This is a genomic window from Blautia sp. St.27G3 (assembly GCF_059728505.1).
The window spans coordinates 1134636-1151531 of record NZ_BAAGFO010000001.1 but is presented as its reverse complement, the minus strand read 5'-3'; the positions used below and the strand labels follow the sequence as shown (position 1 = coordinate 1151531).

Annotated in this window: 15 protein-coding genes and 1 riboswitch; of the genes, 11 read left to right on the top strand and 4 right to left on the bottom strand. The window is 45.5% G+C overall.

Features of this window, described 5'->3' with window-relative positions; translation table 11 throughout:
- The first annotated feature begins 12 nt into the window (after nt 1-12).
- Nucleotides 13-1020: a sugar ABC transporter substrate-binding protein gene (locus AC6I2O_RS05445; protein WP_497742048.1), complete on the top strand. Its 1008-nt coding sequence runs from the start codon at nt 13-15 to the stop codon at nt 1018-1020.
- Nucleotides 1005-2528, top strand: a complete 1524-nt coding sequence (locus AC6I2O_RS05440; RefSeq protein ID WP_497742047.1) for a sensor histidine kinase — start codon at nt 1005-1007, stop codon at nt 2526-2528. The genes AC6I2O_RS05445 and AC6I2O_RS05440 overlap by 16 nt, the downstream gene beginning before the upstream one ends.
- A 15-nt stretch (nt 2529-2543) precedes the next feature.
- Here the strand turns inward: AC6I2O_RS05440 and AC6I2O_RS05435 are convergent, their stop codons facing one another.
- Entirely contained in the window at nt 2544-4457 is a 1914-nt protein-coding gene (locus tag AC6I2O_RS05435) for a sensor histidine kinase (RefSeq protein ID WP_497742044.1), read from the bottom strand.
- A gap of 623 nt (nt 4458-5080) precedes the next feature.
- On the opposite strand from AC6I2O_RS05435, the gene AC6I2O_RS05430 reads away from it, so the two are divergent.
- Complete coding sequence (locus AC6I2O_RS05430) at nt 5081-6712, top strand: carboxylesterase/lipase family protein (RefSeq protein ID WP_497742043.1); 1632 nt, start codon at nt 5081-5083, stop codon at nt 6710-6712.
- 101 nt (nt 6713-6813) lie between these two features.
- The gene (locus AC6I2O_RS05425; protein ID WP_497742040.1) at nt 6814-8397 is read left to right on the top strand and encodes a carboxylesterase/lipase family protein; all 1584 of its coding nucleotides are present in this window, start codon (nt 6814-6816) and stop codon (nt 8395-8397) included.
- A gap of 65 nt (nt 8398-8462) precedes the next feature.
- On the opposite strand, the gene AC6I2O_RS05420 is transcribed toward AC6I2O_RS05425, so the two are convergent.
- Entirely contained in the window at nt 8463-9077 is a 615-nt protein-coding gene (locus AC6I2O_RS05420; RefSeq protein ID WP_497742039.1) for a helix-turn-helix domain-containing protein, read from the bottom strand.
- A 130-nt stretch (nt 9078-9207) separates the two neighbouring features.
- Here AC6I2O_RS05420 and AC6I2O_RS05415 point away from each other — a divergent pair, with 130 nt between their 5' ends.
- Nucleotides 9208-10737: a hypothetical protein gene (locus AC6I2O_RS05415; protein WP_497741803.1), complete on the top strand. Its 1530-nt coding sequence runs from the start codon at nt 9208-9210 to the stop codon at nt 10735-10737.
- Nucleotides 10738-10840: 103 nt separating this feature from the next.
- Here AC6I2O_RS05415 and AC6I2O_RS05410 read toward each other — a convergent pair whose 3' ends face one another.
- Nucleotides 10841-11779: a response regulator gene (locus AC6I2O_RS05410; protein WP_497742038.1), complete on the bottom strand. Its 939-nt coding sequence runs from the start codon at nt 11777-11779 to the stop codon at nt 10841-10843.
- A gap of 321 nt (nt 11780-12100) precedes the next feature.
- Here AC6I2O_RS05410 and AC6I2O_RS05405 point away from each other — a divergent pair, with 321 nt between their 5' ends.
- The 6 genes from AC6I2O_RS05405 to holA all read left to right on the top strand — a co-directional run bounded on the left by AC6I2O_RS05405 (nt 12101) and on the right by holA (nt 15551).
- Entirely contained in the window at nt 12101-12427 is a 327-nt protein-coding gene (locus tag AC6I2O_RS05405) for a PadR family transcriptional regulator (protein WP_120390877.1), read from the top strand.
- Nucleotides 12420-13187, top strand: coding sequence for a DUF1700 domain-containing protein (locus AC6I2O_RS05400; RefSeq protein WP_120390876.1), 768 nt, complete (start codon nt 12420-12422; stop codon nt 13185-13187). The genes AC6I2O_RS05405 and AC6I2O_RS05400 overlap by 8 nt, the downstream gene beginning before the upstream one ends.
- Nucleotides 13184-13999 carry a hypothetical protein gene (locus AC6I2O_RS05395; protein ID WP_120390875.1) on the top strand — a complete coding sequence of 272 codons (816 nt, stop codon included), beginning with the start codon at nt 13184-13186 and terminating at the stop codon, nt 13997-13999. The genes AC6I2O_RS05400 and AC6I2O_RS05395 overlap by 4 nt, the downstream gene beginning before the upstream one ends.
- A 49-nt stretch (nt 14000-14048) precedes the next feature.
- Nucleotides 14049-14228: a PspC domain-containing protein gene (locus AC6I2O_RS05390; protein ID WP_120390874.1), complete on the top strand. Its 180-nt coding sequence runs from the start codon at nt 14049-14051 to the stop codon at nt 14226-14228.
- Nucleotides 14229-14349: 121 nt separating this feature from the next.
- Nucleotides 14350-14562, top strand: coding sequence for an alpha/beta-type small acid-soluble spore protein (locus tag AC6I2O_RS05385; RefSeq protein ID WP_120390873.1), 213 nt, complete (start codon nt 14350-14352; stop codon nt 14560-14562).
- Complete coding sequence (gene holA / locus AC6I2O_RS05380; protein ID WP_497742037.1) at nt 14559-15551, top strand: DNA polymerase III subunit delta; 993 nt, start codon at nt 14559-14561, stop codon at nt 15549-15551. The genes AC6I2O_RS05385 and holA overlap by 4 nt, the downstream gene beginning before the upstream one ends.
- Nucleotides 15552-15623: 72 nt before the next feature.
- Here the strand turns inward: holA and trhA are convergent, their stop codons facing one another.
- Entirely contained in the window at nt 15624-16274 is a 651-nt protein-coding gene (gene trhA, locus AC6I2O_RS05375) for a PAQR family membrane homeostasis protein TrhA (protein WP_120390871.1), read from the bottom strand.
- Between the two features lie 426 nt (nt 16275-16700).
- Nucleotides 16701-16800, top strand: a riboswitch (purine riboswitch).
- Nucleotides 16801-16896: the final 96 nt, after the last annotated feature.

Sequence of the window (16896 nt, the reverse complement as noted above, 5' to 3'; positions counted from 1 at the left end):
GAGGCCTTGGCTATGGAATACGAAATAAAGAGAAATATATGGATAGGCGTGGGAACAGGTTCATTGTTTCTGGCAGCAATACTGCTTTGCCTGGAGCTGTTTCAGACGCAGCATATAGAAAAACCGGAAAAAAGGATTAGCTTTGTGGCTGCCTTTACCACGGAATCCTATTGGGCTATGGCCTGCGGAGGGGCCATGGAGGAAGGAGAAAAATATAATTTTGACGTGAAGGGATTGTCCTCTGTTGAGATGAGTGCGGAAAAGCTGATTGCAAACCTGGAGAGTGCCATTTATTCTGACGTGGACGGAATCATTACGTATGGAATGCGTGGCTCAGAGGAATTTGTACAGACACTGGAGAAGGCAGATGCCCAGGGAATTCCGGTTGTGCTGATTGATAGTGATGTGGATACAGAGCATAAACTGGGCTATGTAGGAAGCAATAATTATCTTTCCGGGCAGCGTGCCGGAAATGAGATGGCGAAGGACTGTGGAGGAAAGGGAAAGATCCTGGTGGTTGTTTCTTACCTGGAAACCGCGAACCAGATCGACCGTGTGGCCGGATTCAGGGATGCGCTGGAGCAGTATCCGGATATGGAAATTGTGGAAATCCTGGAAGGAGAGTCAAATGTCACTATGGGGCAGGAGGTCATTATGGATGCGCTCCTAGAAAAACCGGAAATTAACGGAATTTTCTGCGCAGAGGGCGTATCTGCCTGTTCAGCAGGTTATGTGATGGAAAAGCTGGAAAAGGACTGTGAGGATATTCACGTATATGCCTATGATTACAGCGGACCAATCAATGAATGGCTGGAGCAGGGATATATGAGCGGAACAATTCAGCAGGATCCGAAGGGTATGGGAAAGCTCGCAGTCAGGATGCTGGAAGAATATATGAGAACTGGGACTCTTGCAGAGAAAGAAATATATACAGATACTGCCCTAATCACAAAGGAAAATCTCGAGGACAGCAAAAATATAGATTATGGGAGCATGGATATTCAATGGCACTATTATTGAAAAAGGACGGTAAAAACACGATAAGGAGCAGGCTTGCAGGATATATGCAACTCATTTTGGGAATGGCTTTACTGGCGCTGCTGTGTTTTTTCTTTTTTCATGGGGTTTCTATTTGGCAATATCAGAAAAACATGGATAAGGTGCTGGTGCTGAATGACTTTTTCAGCGAGCTGGATATGAATTACCGCAAACTTTACCTGTATGTACAGGATGGTGAGAAGGAAGCATTGGATGAGCTGGGCGATTCCCGCAAACGATTAGATGAGAGGATGAATGCTTTAGAGGATGTGCAGATCAGCGAAGGTTTTGTCCGGGATATCCAGGACCTTTATTTTGTGCTGCAGCACTATAAGGAGCAGAGCTTTCTCATACAGGAAAAGATGCAGGGAGGAAAGACGGGGACTTTCACACCACAGCTTTTGGGTGAGGCGGTTACCCTTTACCGCAAAGCAGGAGAGATTTACCAGGTGATGTCAGCGCAGTATAAGGATCTCCATCTGACCCTGATTCATGAAGCCAATATTGTCCAGACAAGTTTGAATACGCGTGTGGTGCAGTGCTATATGCAGATGATTATTATTGCGTTGATATTTGTTACCTTGTCTGTCCGCCATGCCTCCAGGTTGGCAGAAGGGATTGCGGAACCAATCCAGACACTGACGGCGGGGGCCAAGTTCGTGCGTACCGGGGATATCGACCAATTTCAGAGTGTGGTTATTGCACCGTCCTCTTACGATGAGATAACAACGCTGGTAGCAGTATTTAATATGACGATTCATCAACTGAAGGATTATATTCAGGTGATGGAGGAGAATGCGCGCACTACGGAAGCGCTGCATATTCAGGAGATGGAGAATCTGCGTATCACCAGCCTTCTCAAGGCCAGCGAACTCAAGGCGCTGCAGATGCAGATGAACCCGCATTTTCTGTTCAATACATTGAATATGATATCGAGAAGCGTCGATATGGGAGATACGGACCGTACGGTTTTGATGCTGCACAAAACGGCACAGCTGCTGCGCTATAGCCTGGATTATTCCGGAAGAATGGCTACCCTGGCAAAGGAGATAGAGATGCTGGGAAATTATGTATTTCTCCAGGAGCAGCGTTTTGGTTCACGGATCTTTTTTGATTTTGACCTGGATGAGTGTTTTCACCAGATACAGGTTCCGAGCTTTATTTTGCAGCCTTTGGTGGAGAACTCGGTGGTTCATGGCCTTGGAGGGAATACCAGAAAAGGAATTGTGGAGATTCGGACACGTTATCTGCCAGAGGAGAAAACAGGCCAGATTTCGATTGCAGATAACGGTGAGGGAATGACCAGGGAGACCCAAAAGCGGGTGATGGCAGGCCTGGACAGTGATCAGGAGCAAAGAGAAAAAATCGGGCTTGCGAATGTCAATATGCGGCTGAAGCTGCTCTTCGGTGAAAATTACATGCTGGAAATTTTTAGTAATCCTGGTGAAGGGACAGAGATCAGGATTACTCTGAAGAAAATTGAAAGATAGAGCAGGCCGTGCTGTTTAAGTCAGGGGTTTGCCGCATTGGGCATTGTCGGTGAGATCTGTCGGATGTACCGGAATTTTTATCTGAATCATAAAACCGGAGCCTTCCGGAATATTTTCTGCATGGATTTGAAAGGCTTCGCCAAATAAATAAGTCAGTCGGTTACGGATATTGTAGATTCCAATATGTTCGTGCCGACTGCTTTTTTGTGCAGTGCGGGGAGTGTGCTGGTCTGCTGCGGATGGAAGCGTATCAATATCGCTCTGATCAGGCAGGTCAATAAAGTATTTTTGGATCTGTTCTTTGGTCATACCGGTTCCGTTATCCCGAATCTGAGTCAGAATCATATCCTGTTCGCAGCAAATCTGAAGCTGTATGATGCCCGGAATGCGGTGGCGGTGTTCATCACGATGAACGAGGATTCCGTGCAGGATCGCATTTTCTACGAGGGGCTGAAGAATGTGTTTGGGAAACAGGAGTGATAGACATTCCTCCTGCACCTGGATTTCCAGTGTCAATTCGCCCGCGCAGAGGTACTTTTGAATGGTAACGTAGTTTTGAAGCTGCTCCAGTTCCGTTTCGAGAAAATCAAAAGCGTGCTGCGAAGAGCTTTTGAGGCGGTCACGGAGCATGCTGATCAGCGAACAGTTGATAATCTTAATATCCTCTGTCTGTTCCAGTTCAGCCAGATATGTGATCGTGTTCAGGGTATTGTAAATAAAATGCGGGTCAACCTGAGATACCATCAGGCTGTACCGAATTCTTTTTTCATTCAGTTCTTTTTCGCGAATGATCGTGATATCTTCATTTATTTTATCCACCATATTATAGAAGGTACCGGCCAGCAGGCCGACTTCGTCGTCTCCTGTAATTTTCCGGTCCAGATGATAATTCTCACTGTGGATTTCTTTCATCTGCTGCGAAAGCATTCCGAGACGGCGCAGGCTTGTCCAAACAATGAAAAAGACGGAGCTGATCAGCAATAACGTGAAAACTGTTAAAATCAAAAGGTTGTGCCAGAGGAAGGTATTATAGGGAGCGAGCATCGTATCGTTTGATATACTGGCAGCAATTTTGAGATCCTCGGTCGGGAAAGAGATTCTGGAACCGAGAAAGGCAGTATGGTTTGTTTCTATTAATGTGACAGTATACTGTTGGCTGGAAAACAATTCCTGCAGACTTTTCGAATTTAAGGCTGCAACGGAAGAGACTTCCGCGTTCTGGTAAAGGATTTTATTGTCCTTGCCGATCAGACAGTAGTCATTCAGATGATAATCATCAAAAGTTTCCAGGATATTCTGGAAATCCGACAGTGGCTCAATCATCAGAAATATAAATTCGTGTTCGTTATAAGGTTTATACATAGCATAGGCAATAAACGGTTCGATGGAGGAGTCGGACGGCGTCTGGAAAACGGGAGAATAAATCCGCCGTGTCGTGACTCCTTCGCGAAGCTGCTTTTCCATATCAAAATACAGCAGCATTTGGTCAAACCATTCCGAGTTTTGGATTATTTCCGTATGAAGCGTGAATTTTGGGCGGCAGATCATTTCTTTCCTGTCATATAAGAGAACAAGATTACGAGTTGCAGCAACGGAGCCTTTGACACTGCCATAATGTTCACTGACAAGATGCTCTGTGACTGGTTCGAAATCTTTTGTACTGTCTGAAAGTGCGATTACCTGATCCATAAGAGCAATATTTTGGGCATAGCGGAGCAGGTACTGGGTATTCTGATGAAGAATATAGCTGAGTTTGGTTGAAATGGCTTCTGTGATAACGCTGTAGGTACTTTGGCGCTCTGGTAACATGAAGCGGTTGTACCAGTCAGACATTAGGACGGAGGCTGACAGAAGAAGAATGATCGTTGCCGCGCTGATCAGATAGATGCATTTTTTCAATAATGTGTTAGGGTACAAATGTTTTCGCATGGGGGCTCCTTTCTGGCGGATGAAAGTGGACGCCCCGGTAACAGGTACAGGAACGGGGTTCCGAGGCAAACAAGTCACCCCTTATCCTGTACCTGTTACCGGGGCTGTTTTTTATCATACGGCAAACTTCGTTTCCGGATTCTACGATATTATACGATAAAAGTATGAGAAAAATCTCCGGCAGGATGTGTAGAGCGCGGGACGGAAATTAGCTGTGGGCAGCATCGCTTGGGGGTGGCGAATGCGTTTTGTGCATTCTTTAATTATAAATGGGTTTTAGAAACAGGGTGATTGTATGACAGATTTTGGATTTATTATAGCATAGCTTTGGTGGTTTGTCGTGTTGGAAAGAACGGGATTTGGGATGTTGTTTTATTAGGAAAGGGTGAAAAAATAGCGGGCATTTGTGTTTTTTCACCGTATTTGTGTTTTTCTTTTGGATGACATGCTTTTTTTGGTTAAGGGATTGAGTTTTTGGGAGGTGTGCTTGGATAAGATTGGTATGATTTGGAAATGTTGAAGGCATATGTGTTTTTTGAGCATTGGAGGGTGGAATTGTTGGATTGATATGGGTAGGGATGGTGTTTTAGAATAAAGGCATCAAACAGGTAAGGAGGGGTTTCATGAGACTACAATATTTTACAAAAGGAATTGCGGTGATGGCGGCTTGTTCTATGGCATTTGGAGCCTTGGGCGTGACAGGCCAGGCGCAGGAAGGTGCAGGGCTCGGTGTTGTGGAGACGGCCTACGGACAGGCACAGGGTGTTCCGGGAGCACTGGATGGCATTACTTTATTTAAGGGTGTGCCGTATGCAGCGCCGCCGGTCGGAGAACTTCGGTGGGCAGAGCCGCAGGACCCGGAAGCGTGGGATGGTGTTCGTGTTTTTGATACGTATGCACCGATGGCAATGCAGTGGCCGAACGATATGGCAGGCGAACCGTGGAAAACAGATTTCTATTATGAGGGATTGCCGGAGTACAGCGAGGATTGCCTTTACCTGAATGTGGCGACATCCGCAACAAGCGGAGAGGAAAAGATGCCGGTTTATGTATGGTTCCATGGCGGCGGACTGAATCATGGATATTCTTATGAGATTGAATGTGATCCGGAAGTGTTGGCTCAAAAGGGTGTTGTAGTGGTAGAAGTTGGACATCGTCTCGGCGTGTTTGGCTATATGGCGCTGCCTCAGCTGGATGCAGAGACCGGCTACAATGCAAGCGGTAACTGGGGCCTTATGGATGAAATCAAAGCAATCGAGTGGGTTGTTGAAAATATTGAGGCATTTGGCGGAGATCCGGAACGAATTACAGTTGGCGGACAGTCCGGCGGTACTTCAAAATCGGGCGCGCTCTTTGCCAATGATGAAACAGCAAAACATCTTGATGGAGCAATCTGGCAGACCAGCCTGCAGTATGGAACAAAATACAGAACCGTTGAAGAAATGGAAGAGACTTCTGTGAACTGGCTGAAGATGCTGGGACTGCAAGGAGATGAAAGCCTGGAAGAGCTGCGTGCAATGGATGCACAGTTCTTCATGGGAAAAGAAACAGAATACGGAAAAGCGCCGCAGGGCATGGTATATGACAATTATGCGATTCAGTATCCGACGCTTCAGGAGGCTTATGAAGCAGGAAACTTTGAAAATGTGAGCATTCTTGCCGGCACCGATCTGGGTGAATTCACGCAGGACAGATTCGCAGATCTGAATACTGCAGAGGCATTTTACGCTTATTACAAGGATATGCTGGGCGAGGAGCTTTACGAGAAATATGATTTCCCGCATACCTGTCGCGTTGTGGATGCTATTGCAGAGGATACCGCTCGTATTTTGAATCACAGCGTATTTACGGTAACGAATAATATGCTGTTTGGAAAGAAAGCGGAAGAGTATCATACGGGCGATGTTTATATCTATCTGTTTACCCATTTCACACCTGGAAGAAACGAGGAAGAACTGTGGGCATGGCATTCCAGTGAACTTTGGTATACGTTCGGTTCTCTGAGAGATACGGCAGGACAGCGTTACTGGGAAGACTGGGATTATGAGCTGGCTGATATTGTAACCTCCTACTGGAGTAATTTTATGAAGACCGGCAACCCGAACGGCGAAGGCCTGCCTGAGTGGGTGAACTCGAATTCTGAGCATCTTGCATATATGGATCTTGGCGATGAAGATACGATTGGCAGCGTTACTTATATGGATTCTCTGAAGCAGATGGCAGCTGAATTTTATGCTCCGAATTATGGCTTCTGATGAATAGAGGTTCTGGTAACGACAGAACCTGACGGGATGAAAATCTGAAATTTGAACTCGTTGACACTGCACCAGCAATCAAATTTATGGAGGTAAGAAGTATGAAGAAACACTTGAAGAAAATGTTATGCGTGGCAACAGCTTGTATGTTGATTCCTACTACACCGGTATTCGCCAGCGGCGCTATCGTTGAAAATCCGGCAGCAGCAAAAACCCAGCCTGTCGTTGAAGTGGAAGGCGGTAAGCTGATTGGCTTTACACGCAATGACACGTACTGTTTCTGGGGCGTGGACTACGCTTATGCAGATCGTTTTGAACAGCCGCAGAAGGTAGAGCCGTGGGAGGGCTATCAGTTTGCACAGAGCTATGGCACAATTTCCCTCATTCCGGATCAGACGGCAGTCGGCGCGGATGAGTTTGTATGGCCGCATCGTTACTGGACACAGAGCGATCATTGCCAGAACTTGAATATCTGGACACAGGATCTGAACGCTGATGCAAAGAAGCCGGTTATCGTGTTCTTCCATGGAGGCGGACACACCAACGGTTCCTCCATCGAGTCTACTGCTTACGACGGACAGGCGTTGTCTGAGTATGGCGATGTGGTTGTCGTTACTGTGAACCATCGTCTGAATGCAATCGGTTATCTGGATCTGTCTTCCTTTGGCGAAGAGTATGCAGGCAGCGGAAACCTTGGCGCAGCTGACCTGGCAGCCTCCCTGCAGTGGATTCATGATAATATTGCACAGTTTGGCGGCGATCCGGAAAATGTAATGATTTTCGGACAATCCGGCGGCGGCAGCAAGGTTGCTACTATGATGCGTCAGCCAGCAGCGGAAGGCCTGTTCCATGCAGCTGGTATGATCTCCGGCGGCAGCGCGAATATTTCTGATAATACAAATGCAAAACTGCTTGGTGAGAAGACGGTTGAATTACTTGGTCTGACTGCTGAGACGATCGATGAGATCAAAACGATTGATTATCGCACACTGCTCGCAGCAGGTAATCAGGCCCGCGAAGAGCTGAAAGAAGAAGGTATCAATGTAAACTGGGGTCCGACTGCTGATGGCGTAGTTGTTATGGATGAGTTTGTAACGACTGGTATTCCGGTTATCGTTTCCGGCGTATTCTCAGAGAATACGGTTGCTTCCTACAAGTACGGCGATTTCCGTCATCATGAGTGGGATGAAGCTGAGACGGCTGAAAAACTCGAAGAGCGTTTTGGCGACAAGGCAGAGGCACTTCTGGCTGAGTTCAACAAGCTTTATCCGGAAATGGAAGACCGCGAGCTGTATTTCTACAACAATACGATGAGCGGTAAGTGGGATACTGCAACAGCCCTTACCGAAGCTGGCGATACGGTTTATCTGTATGAGTTCGATTATGAAGCACCGGTAAACGGCGGTATCACTGCTTTCCACTGTGAAGACCTTGCTTTCATTTTCCGCAACATGGATGAGCCTATGGTAAATATCGCTTACGGTTCAGATCCGGCTGCATATACCGTACAGGATGCGATCGCAAGTGCATTTATTGCTCTGGCGAAGACAGGTACTCCGAGTACAGAGGAACTGCCTTGGGATGCATACGAAATCGGAAGCCATAACTTAATGAAATTCAACACGGAAAGTAAATGTGTTGATCACGATACAACTGCTTATACCGAGATTCTGAATGCAGAATAAAAATAAGAATTAAGAAAGAACCGGGCAACCGGCACGGAGCCGCTGCAACACAGACGGGAAATCGTCTATGGAGCAGCGGCTCCGTTTTTGCGTTTGGTTCTCTGGTATTCCTGCGGCGAGATCCCAAGTGATTTATGAAACACGTGGGAAAAATAGGAAGGCGTGCTGTAACCGGTCTGTTCAGCAACCTGCTGGATCGGAAGCCCTTTTTCAAGAAGGCGGCACGCTTTTTCAGTTCGGATTTCAGCCAGATATTTCCGGGCAGTCTGTCCGAGGTCTTTTTTCAGAATATCGTTCATTCGGTTGATGCTGAGTCCTGTAATATCCGCAATCATCTCCACGCTCAGAAGAGGATTGCTGTAGTTCTGGTGGATATAGTCCATGACGCGCATGGTCATGTCAGAATAGATCGGATGAATGAATTCTCTGATAAGAATAATTTTGCTTTTGATCCAGCGAATAATCCTTTTTGCAGAAAGCAAATAGAACGTTTCTTCATCGTAAAGATCAAATGGCTGGCCGCTTTCCCGTAACTGTTTATTTATTGCATGGAGGATATGACACGTCATTCGGATAAAGCTGTCGAAATCCTGCTGATGCAGAAGCGGTTTGTAAATGGAAGACAGAAGCTCGTCAAGATCGTTGATTTCAGTATCCCATACCGCAGCCGCTGGCTGCAATCAAACTATAAAAACAAAAGAATCATCCTATTCGTAGATGCACGTGCTATAATGCACTTATACGGTATCTGCGTACCAATCCATCGGGAACTAAATTCCCCTGCAAGCATTCATACGAAAGGATGATCCTATGAACACTATTTTAGAACAATATAAAGATAAAATCAATGGCACATTCTCCTTTTTTGACAGGATGATCATCAAAGGCCATATCCGCCAGTTCTTTTCCACTTCCGGAAAAGGATTTTTCCTCTCTGAACAAAATGTCCTGCTTAAAGATTTTTCGTCTTATGCCAATCAGGTAACTGCGGATATTGTCTCCTATGCAGAAAATATGGCTGCTTCTGATAAACGGCCTTTGATTTACCTTACATCTTCTAAAACTTCAAAGGAACAGGCAGCTTTACAGGCTCTTGAAGAACATCCGGTGGATGAGGGCCTCATCTGTATCCTCTCAGTAGTGGAATACTGCCAGACTCTGCAGCCTAAAAAACATGACAACGGGCTGCTTTCCCTTGACACAGTAAACCGCAAATGCAAATACTATTACTTCTATTTCCTTGATAAGCATTTCGGCTTCATGCATGTCAAGCTCCAGACATGGTTCCCTTTTCTTATCCAGGTCTATATCAATGGGCGGGAATTGATGAAGCATGTCTTTGAGCAAAACGGCATCTCTTACCAGATGTATGACAACTCCTTTTACGAAATCAGCGACATAAAAAAGGCACAGGAGCTTGCCGACAGGTTTGATTCCAAAAGCCTGTGCAGGCAGCTTGACCTCTTTGCACATAAAGTGAACCCTTATCTTGATACGATTGAAAAAACCTTCCACCAGGGATACCACTGGTGTGTGGATCAATGCGAGTACGCTACCGATGTTATGTTTAAGAGCCGGGAGGCTTTGGAGGATATTTATCCATCCCTGGTAGGCCACGCATTCTATGACTTCAACTGTACGGATATTTTTTCTTTTCTTGGGCGTAAACTTCACCATAAGTTTCAGGGAGAGGCAGTCTCCGATTACCGTAAGCGCCCAGAAGGCTGGAGGATTAAATTCAAAATGAAGTCCAACAGTATCAAGATGTATGATAAATTCAGCTGCCTGCGGGTAGAAATGACCATTAATGACCCGAGGGAATTCAAGGTCTATAAGGATGTACAACATGAAGACGGAACTACATCCAAACGGTGGGTTCCCATGGGTAAGTCTATCGCTAACTTATACCGGTATGCTGAAATTTCCAAAGCAGCAAATAAGCGTTTTCTGGATTCCATGCAGAACATAATCCCGGCAAAAACCATTGAAAAGGAGATCAACAGTATCTGTTGTCGGAAAAAACTGGGAGGGAGAAACTACAGCGGATATAATGTCTGGTCTGCCGAGACGTTTCTTCTCTTTGAGTCCGTTTCGGATGGGAAATATCTCATCCGTGGGTTTACGAACAGGGAAATCCGCCATTCAACCAATAGGGCTAATCCCGATTCTGCCAAGGTAAAAGGAAAAACCAGCAGGGAATTTACAAAATTAAGGGCGCATGGACTGATTCGGAAAGTTCCTCATTCAAGAAGGTATCTGGTCAGCGATAAAGGACGCCGTGTAATGGGTGCGCTGATCGAAACCAAAAGAAAAATCTATCCGGAACTTGTAGCAAAATAAACATCCAGCCTGTTAATATTCTTTGAAAAACCTGCCTGACGGACAGGTAGAATACTTGTGTTTTCATACAGGTATTACTGTTTTATTTTTATGTTTTTCTAAATCAATAGCATATGGAGTCAGCCATTTTCAGCAGTGCCTCCATCTGCGTTTTTGGTATCTTCTGCGGCGGGTCGAACAAATCTGCGTAAAGCACGCATTGAGGCCCTTCAAAATAGCGCTGTTTAGACAGATATTTCAGTTCCTCATACCGTTTTCGGCAGTCCATGATGGTTTCTACTTTTCCGCACAGGTAGACGGAAAAGTTTTCTGATTCGTGTTCCCGCAGGAAGGAGGCGGCTACCAGAGCGCTTTTTTCAGAGTCCTTCCGGTCGTCTGTAATTGCAATCCAGATAAAACGTTCTGCCCGGATCAGATAAGTCAATTCCGGAATCTGCGCAGAAAGCTGGGGAAAGATGCGGTTGTACTGTGCTTCTTTGACCTGACAATCTGATTGCAGCGCGATCTGTTCAGGGATGTGATCCTGTTCAATGATAAAAAAGAAAGCGCTGCCCTTGCACAGTTTCCGGTCCGGGTAGCCTTCTGATTCCAGTTCGTTTACGGACATGCGAAAACAGGTGGTAAGGCTGCTTTTGATCTGCTGATGTGCATTTTGGATCTTTTCGCTAAAGTGGTCACGGATTGTTTTCAGCTTTGCAGCCAGAATATCGCGTGTGAGCTCCTGCTTGAGCAGATATCCGTGTACTTTTAAATCAACGGCAGCCCTTGCATAATCAAACTCATCATAGCTGGAAAGAAATATGATTTCTGTATCAGGGGTCTTCTGTTTTACAAGTCTGGCCAGTTCACGGCCGTCAATACCCGGCATCTGGACGTCTGTGATAATCAGGTCCGGGTGATACTGTTCATACAGCTCCATTCCTTCAATTCCATCTGTGGCAGTGCCGATCAGAGAAAAGCCAAGTTCTTCCCAGTTTACCAGATTGGAAAAATGGTTGAGCGCGTATCGGTTGTCATCGACCAGTAATACCTTTAAGAACATTTGAGATCCTCTCTTCCTTGCTGTGCGTTAATTGGGAATGACATTTTTCAATCGTTTTGTTGTGGCGTAATATGTACCAGATAGATTATACAATATCGGAGGAAGATTTGGCAAGGGTTGGTGATATGTGTCACTGAAGTAGACGCCGGAGGGGAAGAAAAAAGGAGTGTGATGGATTGGTTTTTTGGACGACAGGAGGATTTATTGAGTTAATATGGCGTTTTAATAAAAAATGCTTGACAAACTTGTGAGTAAATAATATTATATGAAATATAATATAGAACAAAAAATAATATTATAAATTATTAAGGAGATAATGTAATGGTATTCAACACGGGAGCAGCTCTTCTGGATGCCATTGTTCTGTCCGTTGTGTCGCGGGAACCGGAGGGGACATACGGCTATCGGATTACGCAGGAGGTACGCAGTGTGCTGGATGTATCGGAATCCACGTTGTATCCGGTGCTGCGCAGGCTGCAAAAGGATGCGTGTCTGACAGCGTATGACCAGGAGTACGGAGGCAGGAACCGCAGATATTATAAAGTGACAGAACAAGGAGTCGTACAGTTGAATCTTTATCGGGAAGAATGGGAGATTTATTCCTCCAAGATTTCAATGATACTCCGGGGAGGCAGTAGTTATGAATAGGGAAAGTTTTTTGCGTGAGCTTGCGTTTCTTCTTTCGGATTTGGAGGAGGATGAGCGGGAGGAAGCGTTGCAGTATTACAAGGATTACTTTGATGAGGTTGGATCAGAGCATGAAGCGGAGATTCTTGTGCATATCGGCAGCCCGGAAAAGGTAGCAGCTGAACTGAAGAACAGTTTAAGAGGCGGGGGTGAAGGCGGAGAATACACAGAGCGGGGATATTATGATGAGCGCTTTGACGAGTATCACCGTGTGCCGGATCATTATGCTAAAATCATGAAACACAAAAAAAGAAATGAAAAAAAGAAATCCAGGAAAGAAAAGTCAGAAGAAGAACGCCGTAACGGTTTGCTTTTTCTCCTGTTGTTTCTGTTTTTCGGGATTTCTCTGGCAGGGAGGATTATTTCAGCAGGTTTTTCCGTGATTACAGCAATTTTGGGCGGAGTGTTTGGTCTTGTGGCTGGTCTGTTCGGTCTTTTGGCCAGTGGTTTTGCGGCAGTGATCGGTCTTTTGGTGGGCGGTGTGACGATGGTATTGGATGGAATACGAAATCTGAGTCAGTTACCGACCGGGCTGATGGGACTTTGCTTTGGATTTTTGATGCTGGCAGCTGCCATGCTGATTGCGTTGCTTACCAAATGGGGCTGGACGACAGTCATGCCGTGGCTGTTGCATTTCTGGTTGGATATGTTTCGCAAATGCTGGAATTGGTTGTGCCAGTTGGCGCATAAGATTTTTGGTGGAGGAGGCGCAGAAGAATGAAAAAAACAACGAAACGGCTGTTGCTCGCAGCACTGTTTTTGGGCGTGATTGGAATATCGTTTGGAATTGTCAGCTTGTGCAGTGGATTTCGCGCGGATGACTTCCGAAAGGCAATGGAAAATGGAAGTTTTCAGAGCGCAGGCGGTGATCTGATCGGCCATGCGGGTGTGATTGCTTCCGGTGTGGTAGATCGTACTTCCGATTTTGATGAAACGTATACGGGGATCGATTCCATTCGGCTGGATGTGGGCGTGGCAGAATGCACGTTTTATGAGAGTACAGACGAGACCTGGCGAATAAAGGGATATGAGCTTCCGTCCGGATTTACGAGTAAACAAAGAGGCGGTACGTTAAAAGTGGAATGTAAAAAAGCTTTTTGGAGCTTTTTTGGTGTGAACCGTGGAGCAAAGCTTGAAATATGGATACCGAAGGAGCAGTGTTTAAAAGAAGCGCGGCTTGAGATTGGTGTCGGCAGTCTGACTTCCGCAGGGGCAGTTCTTGCGTGCGACCGCCTGGATGTGGACTGTGGTGTCGGAAGCTGTGAGCTATTGGCCGATGTACGAAAATCTGCTGATATCAAGGGCGGTGTCGGAAGTGTGACATTGACGTTGATTGGCCAGGAATATGATTTTAACTACGAGCTCGATTGTGGAATTGGTGAAATTGAAATCGGTGAAAAGGATTATTCTGGTTTTGGGAAGGATACAAAGCTGGATCATGGAGCAGATAAAAATGTAGATATTGACTGCGGAATTGGTTCTGTGGAAATTTTATTTGAAAAAGAAACGGAAACGCAAAGTCAATCGTTTTGAGTCAGTAATATGATAAATTTAAAAATAGAATGTGCAGGAGGAATGCGAGATGAAGAAGCTATACAGGTCAAACAGTGACCGGAAAATTTGCGGTGTATGCGGCGGGATTGGAGAGTACTTTGGAATTGATTCTACCATTGTGCGTTTGATTTTTCTTGTTTTTGGGCTTGTATCAGTAGGTGTGGTCTTCTATTTGTTGGCAGCACTGATTATGCCGATGGAATTGTAGGCGACAGTGATATACTCAGATCAATGTGTGTTTTGGAATGAAAATTTTTGTGGTGTGAATATTTATTTCGGAACAGGCTATACTCTGGATATGAATGATATGGAAGGAGTATGAGGTGCTCATGGCAGAAAATAAGACAGAAAAAAAAGAAAAGAAATTGAACTGGGAGGCGCTCAGCCCGGATGATCAAATGAAATATGAGATTGCAGAGGAACTGGGCCTCCTGGAAAAGGTAAGAGAGCAGGGCTGGAAATCGCTTTCTGCAAAAGAGACGGGGCGGATTGGCGGCCTGATGACGAAGAAAAAGAGGGAACGAAAGGATTCCTGTGTATGAAGAATCTGAACGAGGATATAAAAAGTGGAACTTTTCGGCCGGTTTATCTTTTGTACGGTGAGGAAACATATCTGAAAAACCAGTATAAAAACCGGCTGAAAAATGCAATTCTCCAGGAAGGAGATACGATGAACTTTTCCCTGTATCAGGGAAAAGGTATTTCAGCAAGGCAGATTATCGACCAGGCGGAGACTCTGCCTTTTTTTGCTGCGCGCCGGTTGATTTTGATAGAGCAGAGCGGCTTTTTTAAGAATGCATGTCCGGAGCTTGCGGAATATCTTCCTTCTCTTCCGGAGGAGACTATTCTTATTTTTGTAGAGGATGAAGTGGACAAACGCGGCAAAATGTTTAAGGCAGTCAAGCAGAAGGGGCGGATTGCAGAGCTGGGGCGCCAGGATGGACGCACGTTGCAGGCTTGGATTCTTGGAATGCTGAAACGGGAGCAGAAAAATATCACTGGAGATGCCCTTCGGCTGTTTCTGGAGATGGCTGGTGACGATATGGAACATATTGCGAATGAGTTGGAAAAACTTTTGTGTTTTACATATGGGAAAGATGCGATTGAGACCCAGGATGTGCAGGAAATCTGTACCGTTACGACAGAAAGCCGGATTTTTGATATGATCCGTGCGTTGGCGGATCAGCGGCAGAAAGAAGCGTTGGATCTGTATTATGATCTGCTTTCCTTAAAAGAACCGCCGATGAGAATTCTGTTTTTAATTGCGCGGCAGTTTAACCAGATGTTGCAGCTGAAAGATCTGCGGGAGCAGGGGTTTGACGGCGGAACGGCGGCTTCGCGTGCAGGGCTTGCGCCATTTATTGCAAAACGCAGTCTCGCACAGGCGGAGCGATTCGAAAAAAAGGAACTGCTGCAGGCTGTACAGGACTGCGTATCTGCCGAAGAGGCGGTGAAAACCGGTCGGCTCGGAGACCGACTGGCGGTGGAAATGCTAATTGTTAAATACAGCAGCTCCAGCCAGGTTTTGTAAAGAAAGCTGGTAGCCGCTAGTTTGTATACAGGATTGCACAAATCCACAGATTCAGGAGAAACAGATGTGGATTCAGAGTACATACTGGTACATACATATAAAGTGACAGATGCTTCCTCCCATGACAAACAGATGAAAGATTTCATGGGAGCCGAAGTTTTTGTGCAGCTCATTGAATACCGGAAGCTTCAGCGCGTAGATCACACCGCCGACTGTGTAGAGGATGCCTCCTGCGAGCAGCCAGGCAAAGGCGGGAGCAGACAGTCTGGTCAGAAGCTGGCCAAACACAGACAGGCAGGCCCATCCCATTGCAATATATAAAATAGAAGAGAACCATTTCGGACAGGTGATCCAGAGTGCCTTGATCAGCATTCCGGCTGCAGCGATTGCCCAGACGGTGACAAGCAGTGTCTGCCCCTGTCTTGGTTCAAGTACGAGGAGGCATACCGGGGTATAAGATCCTGCAATCAGGACAAAGATCATCATATGATCAATTTTACGGAACACTTTTAACGGGCGTCCACTCAGATTTACGGAATGATACAGTGTGCTTGCACCATAAAGCAGTATCATACTTGTCATAAATACGGCCATGGCGATGACGCCTGTACTGTCTGTGTCGAGGGCGGCTTTTACCAGCATCGGAGCAGAGGCAGCAGCAGCCAGCATCATGCCGATAAAATGAGTAATTGCACTTCCTGGTTCACGAATTGTAATAGTCAATTAGAACACCTCCAAATTCAAACTTGGAAACGTTAATAGAGGGTGAATGGCCCCTGGAAAAAGTATAAAAATGGGGTTCCGACGCAAACAAGTCCCCCCTTATTTTTACATTTTTCCATGTGACTGACTTTGATGAAACGTTTCGCAAGTAGTAAAAAATTATGAAATGATTGGTTGATGTTTATAATATAGTTTTTAAAACTACATTGAGCGTATATGAATACTAACATATGAAAAAAGGCGTGTCAAGGAGGATTTGAGAAAATTTATTTCTGAGCATTCTCACAGACGAAAAAGGTCGAGATATTACAGAATATAGCGAATTTGATAACAAATATAAAAACTAAGTTCCTTTTTTGATGAATTTCACGAAAACAGTTTGCAGTATGTCTTTTCGTTTGACAAGCGTCTGTGAAATTGCTAAAATTTAAATACGTAGTGTTATCCGATATAGGTCTGGAAAGATGGTTCAGATGTTTCTACCGCACGCCGTTCAGTTGCGACTATTGGGTGTATGCAAAGAGCGTCTGCAGATATACGGTATTGTATATCTGCTTTTTATAACTTTCGGTGCTTTTTTTAGCTCCGGATATTATTTAGGATCACATCTTTTGTCCGTGCC

Coding starts and splice junctions, on each gene's coding strand:
- AC6I2O_RS05405 (WP_120390877.1), top strand. CDS start 12,101: ATGGTATTCAACACGGGAGCAGCTCTTCTGGATGCCATTGTTCTGTCC.
- holA (WP_497742037.1), top strand. CDS start 14,559: ATGAAGAATCTGAACGAGGATATAAAAAGTGGAACTTTTCGGCCGGTT.
- AC6I2O_RS05385 (WP_120390873.1), top strand. CDS start 14,350: ATGGCAGAAAATAAGACAGAAAAAAAAGAAAAGAAATTGAACTGGGAG.
- AC6I2O_RS05395 (WP_120390875.1), top strand. CDS start 13,184: ATGAAAAAAACAACGAAACGGCTGTTGCTCGCAGCACTGTTTTTGGGC.
- AC6I2O_RS05440 (WP_497742047.1), top strand. CDS start 1,005: ATGGCACTATTATTGAAAAAGGACGGTAAAAACACGATAAGGAGCAGG.
- AC6I2O_RS05425 (WP_497742040.1), top strand. CDS start 6,814: ATGAAGAAACACTTGAAGAAAATGTTATGCGTGGCAACAGCTTGTATG.
- AC6I2O_RS05435 (WP_497742044.1), bottom strand. CDS start 4,457: ATGCGAAAACATTTGTACCCTAACACATTATTGAAAAAATGCATCTAT.
- AC6I2O_RS05390 (WP_120390874.1), top strand. CDS start 14,049: ATGAAGAAGCTATACAGGTCAAACAGTGACCGGAAAATTTGCGGTGTA.
- AC6I2O_RS05430 (WP_497742043.1), top strand. CDS start 5,081: ATGAGACTACAATATTTTACAAAAGGAATTGCGGTGATGGCGGCTTGT.
- AC6I2O_RS05415 (WP_497741803.1), top strand. CDS start 9,208: ATGAACACTATTTTAGAACAATATAAAGATAAAATCAATGGCACATTC.
- AC6I2O_RS05445 (WP_497742048.1), top strand. CDS start 13: ATGGAATACGAAATAAAGAGAAATATATGGATAGGCGTGGGAACAGGT.
- AC6I2O_RS05410 (WP_497742038.1), bottom strand. CDS start 11,779: ATGTTCTTAAAGGTATTACTGGTCGATGACAACCGATACGCGCTCAAC.
- AC6I2O_RS05400 (WP_120390876.1), top strand. CDS start 12,420: ATGAATAGGGAAAGTTTTTTGCGTGAGCTTGCGTTTCTTCTTTCGGAT.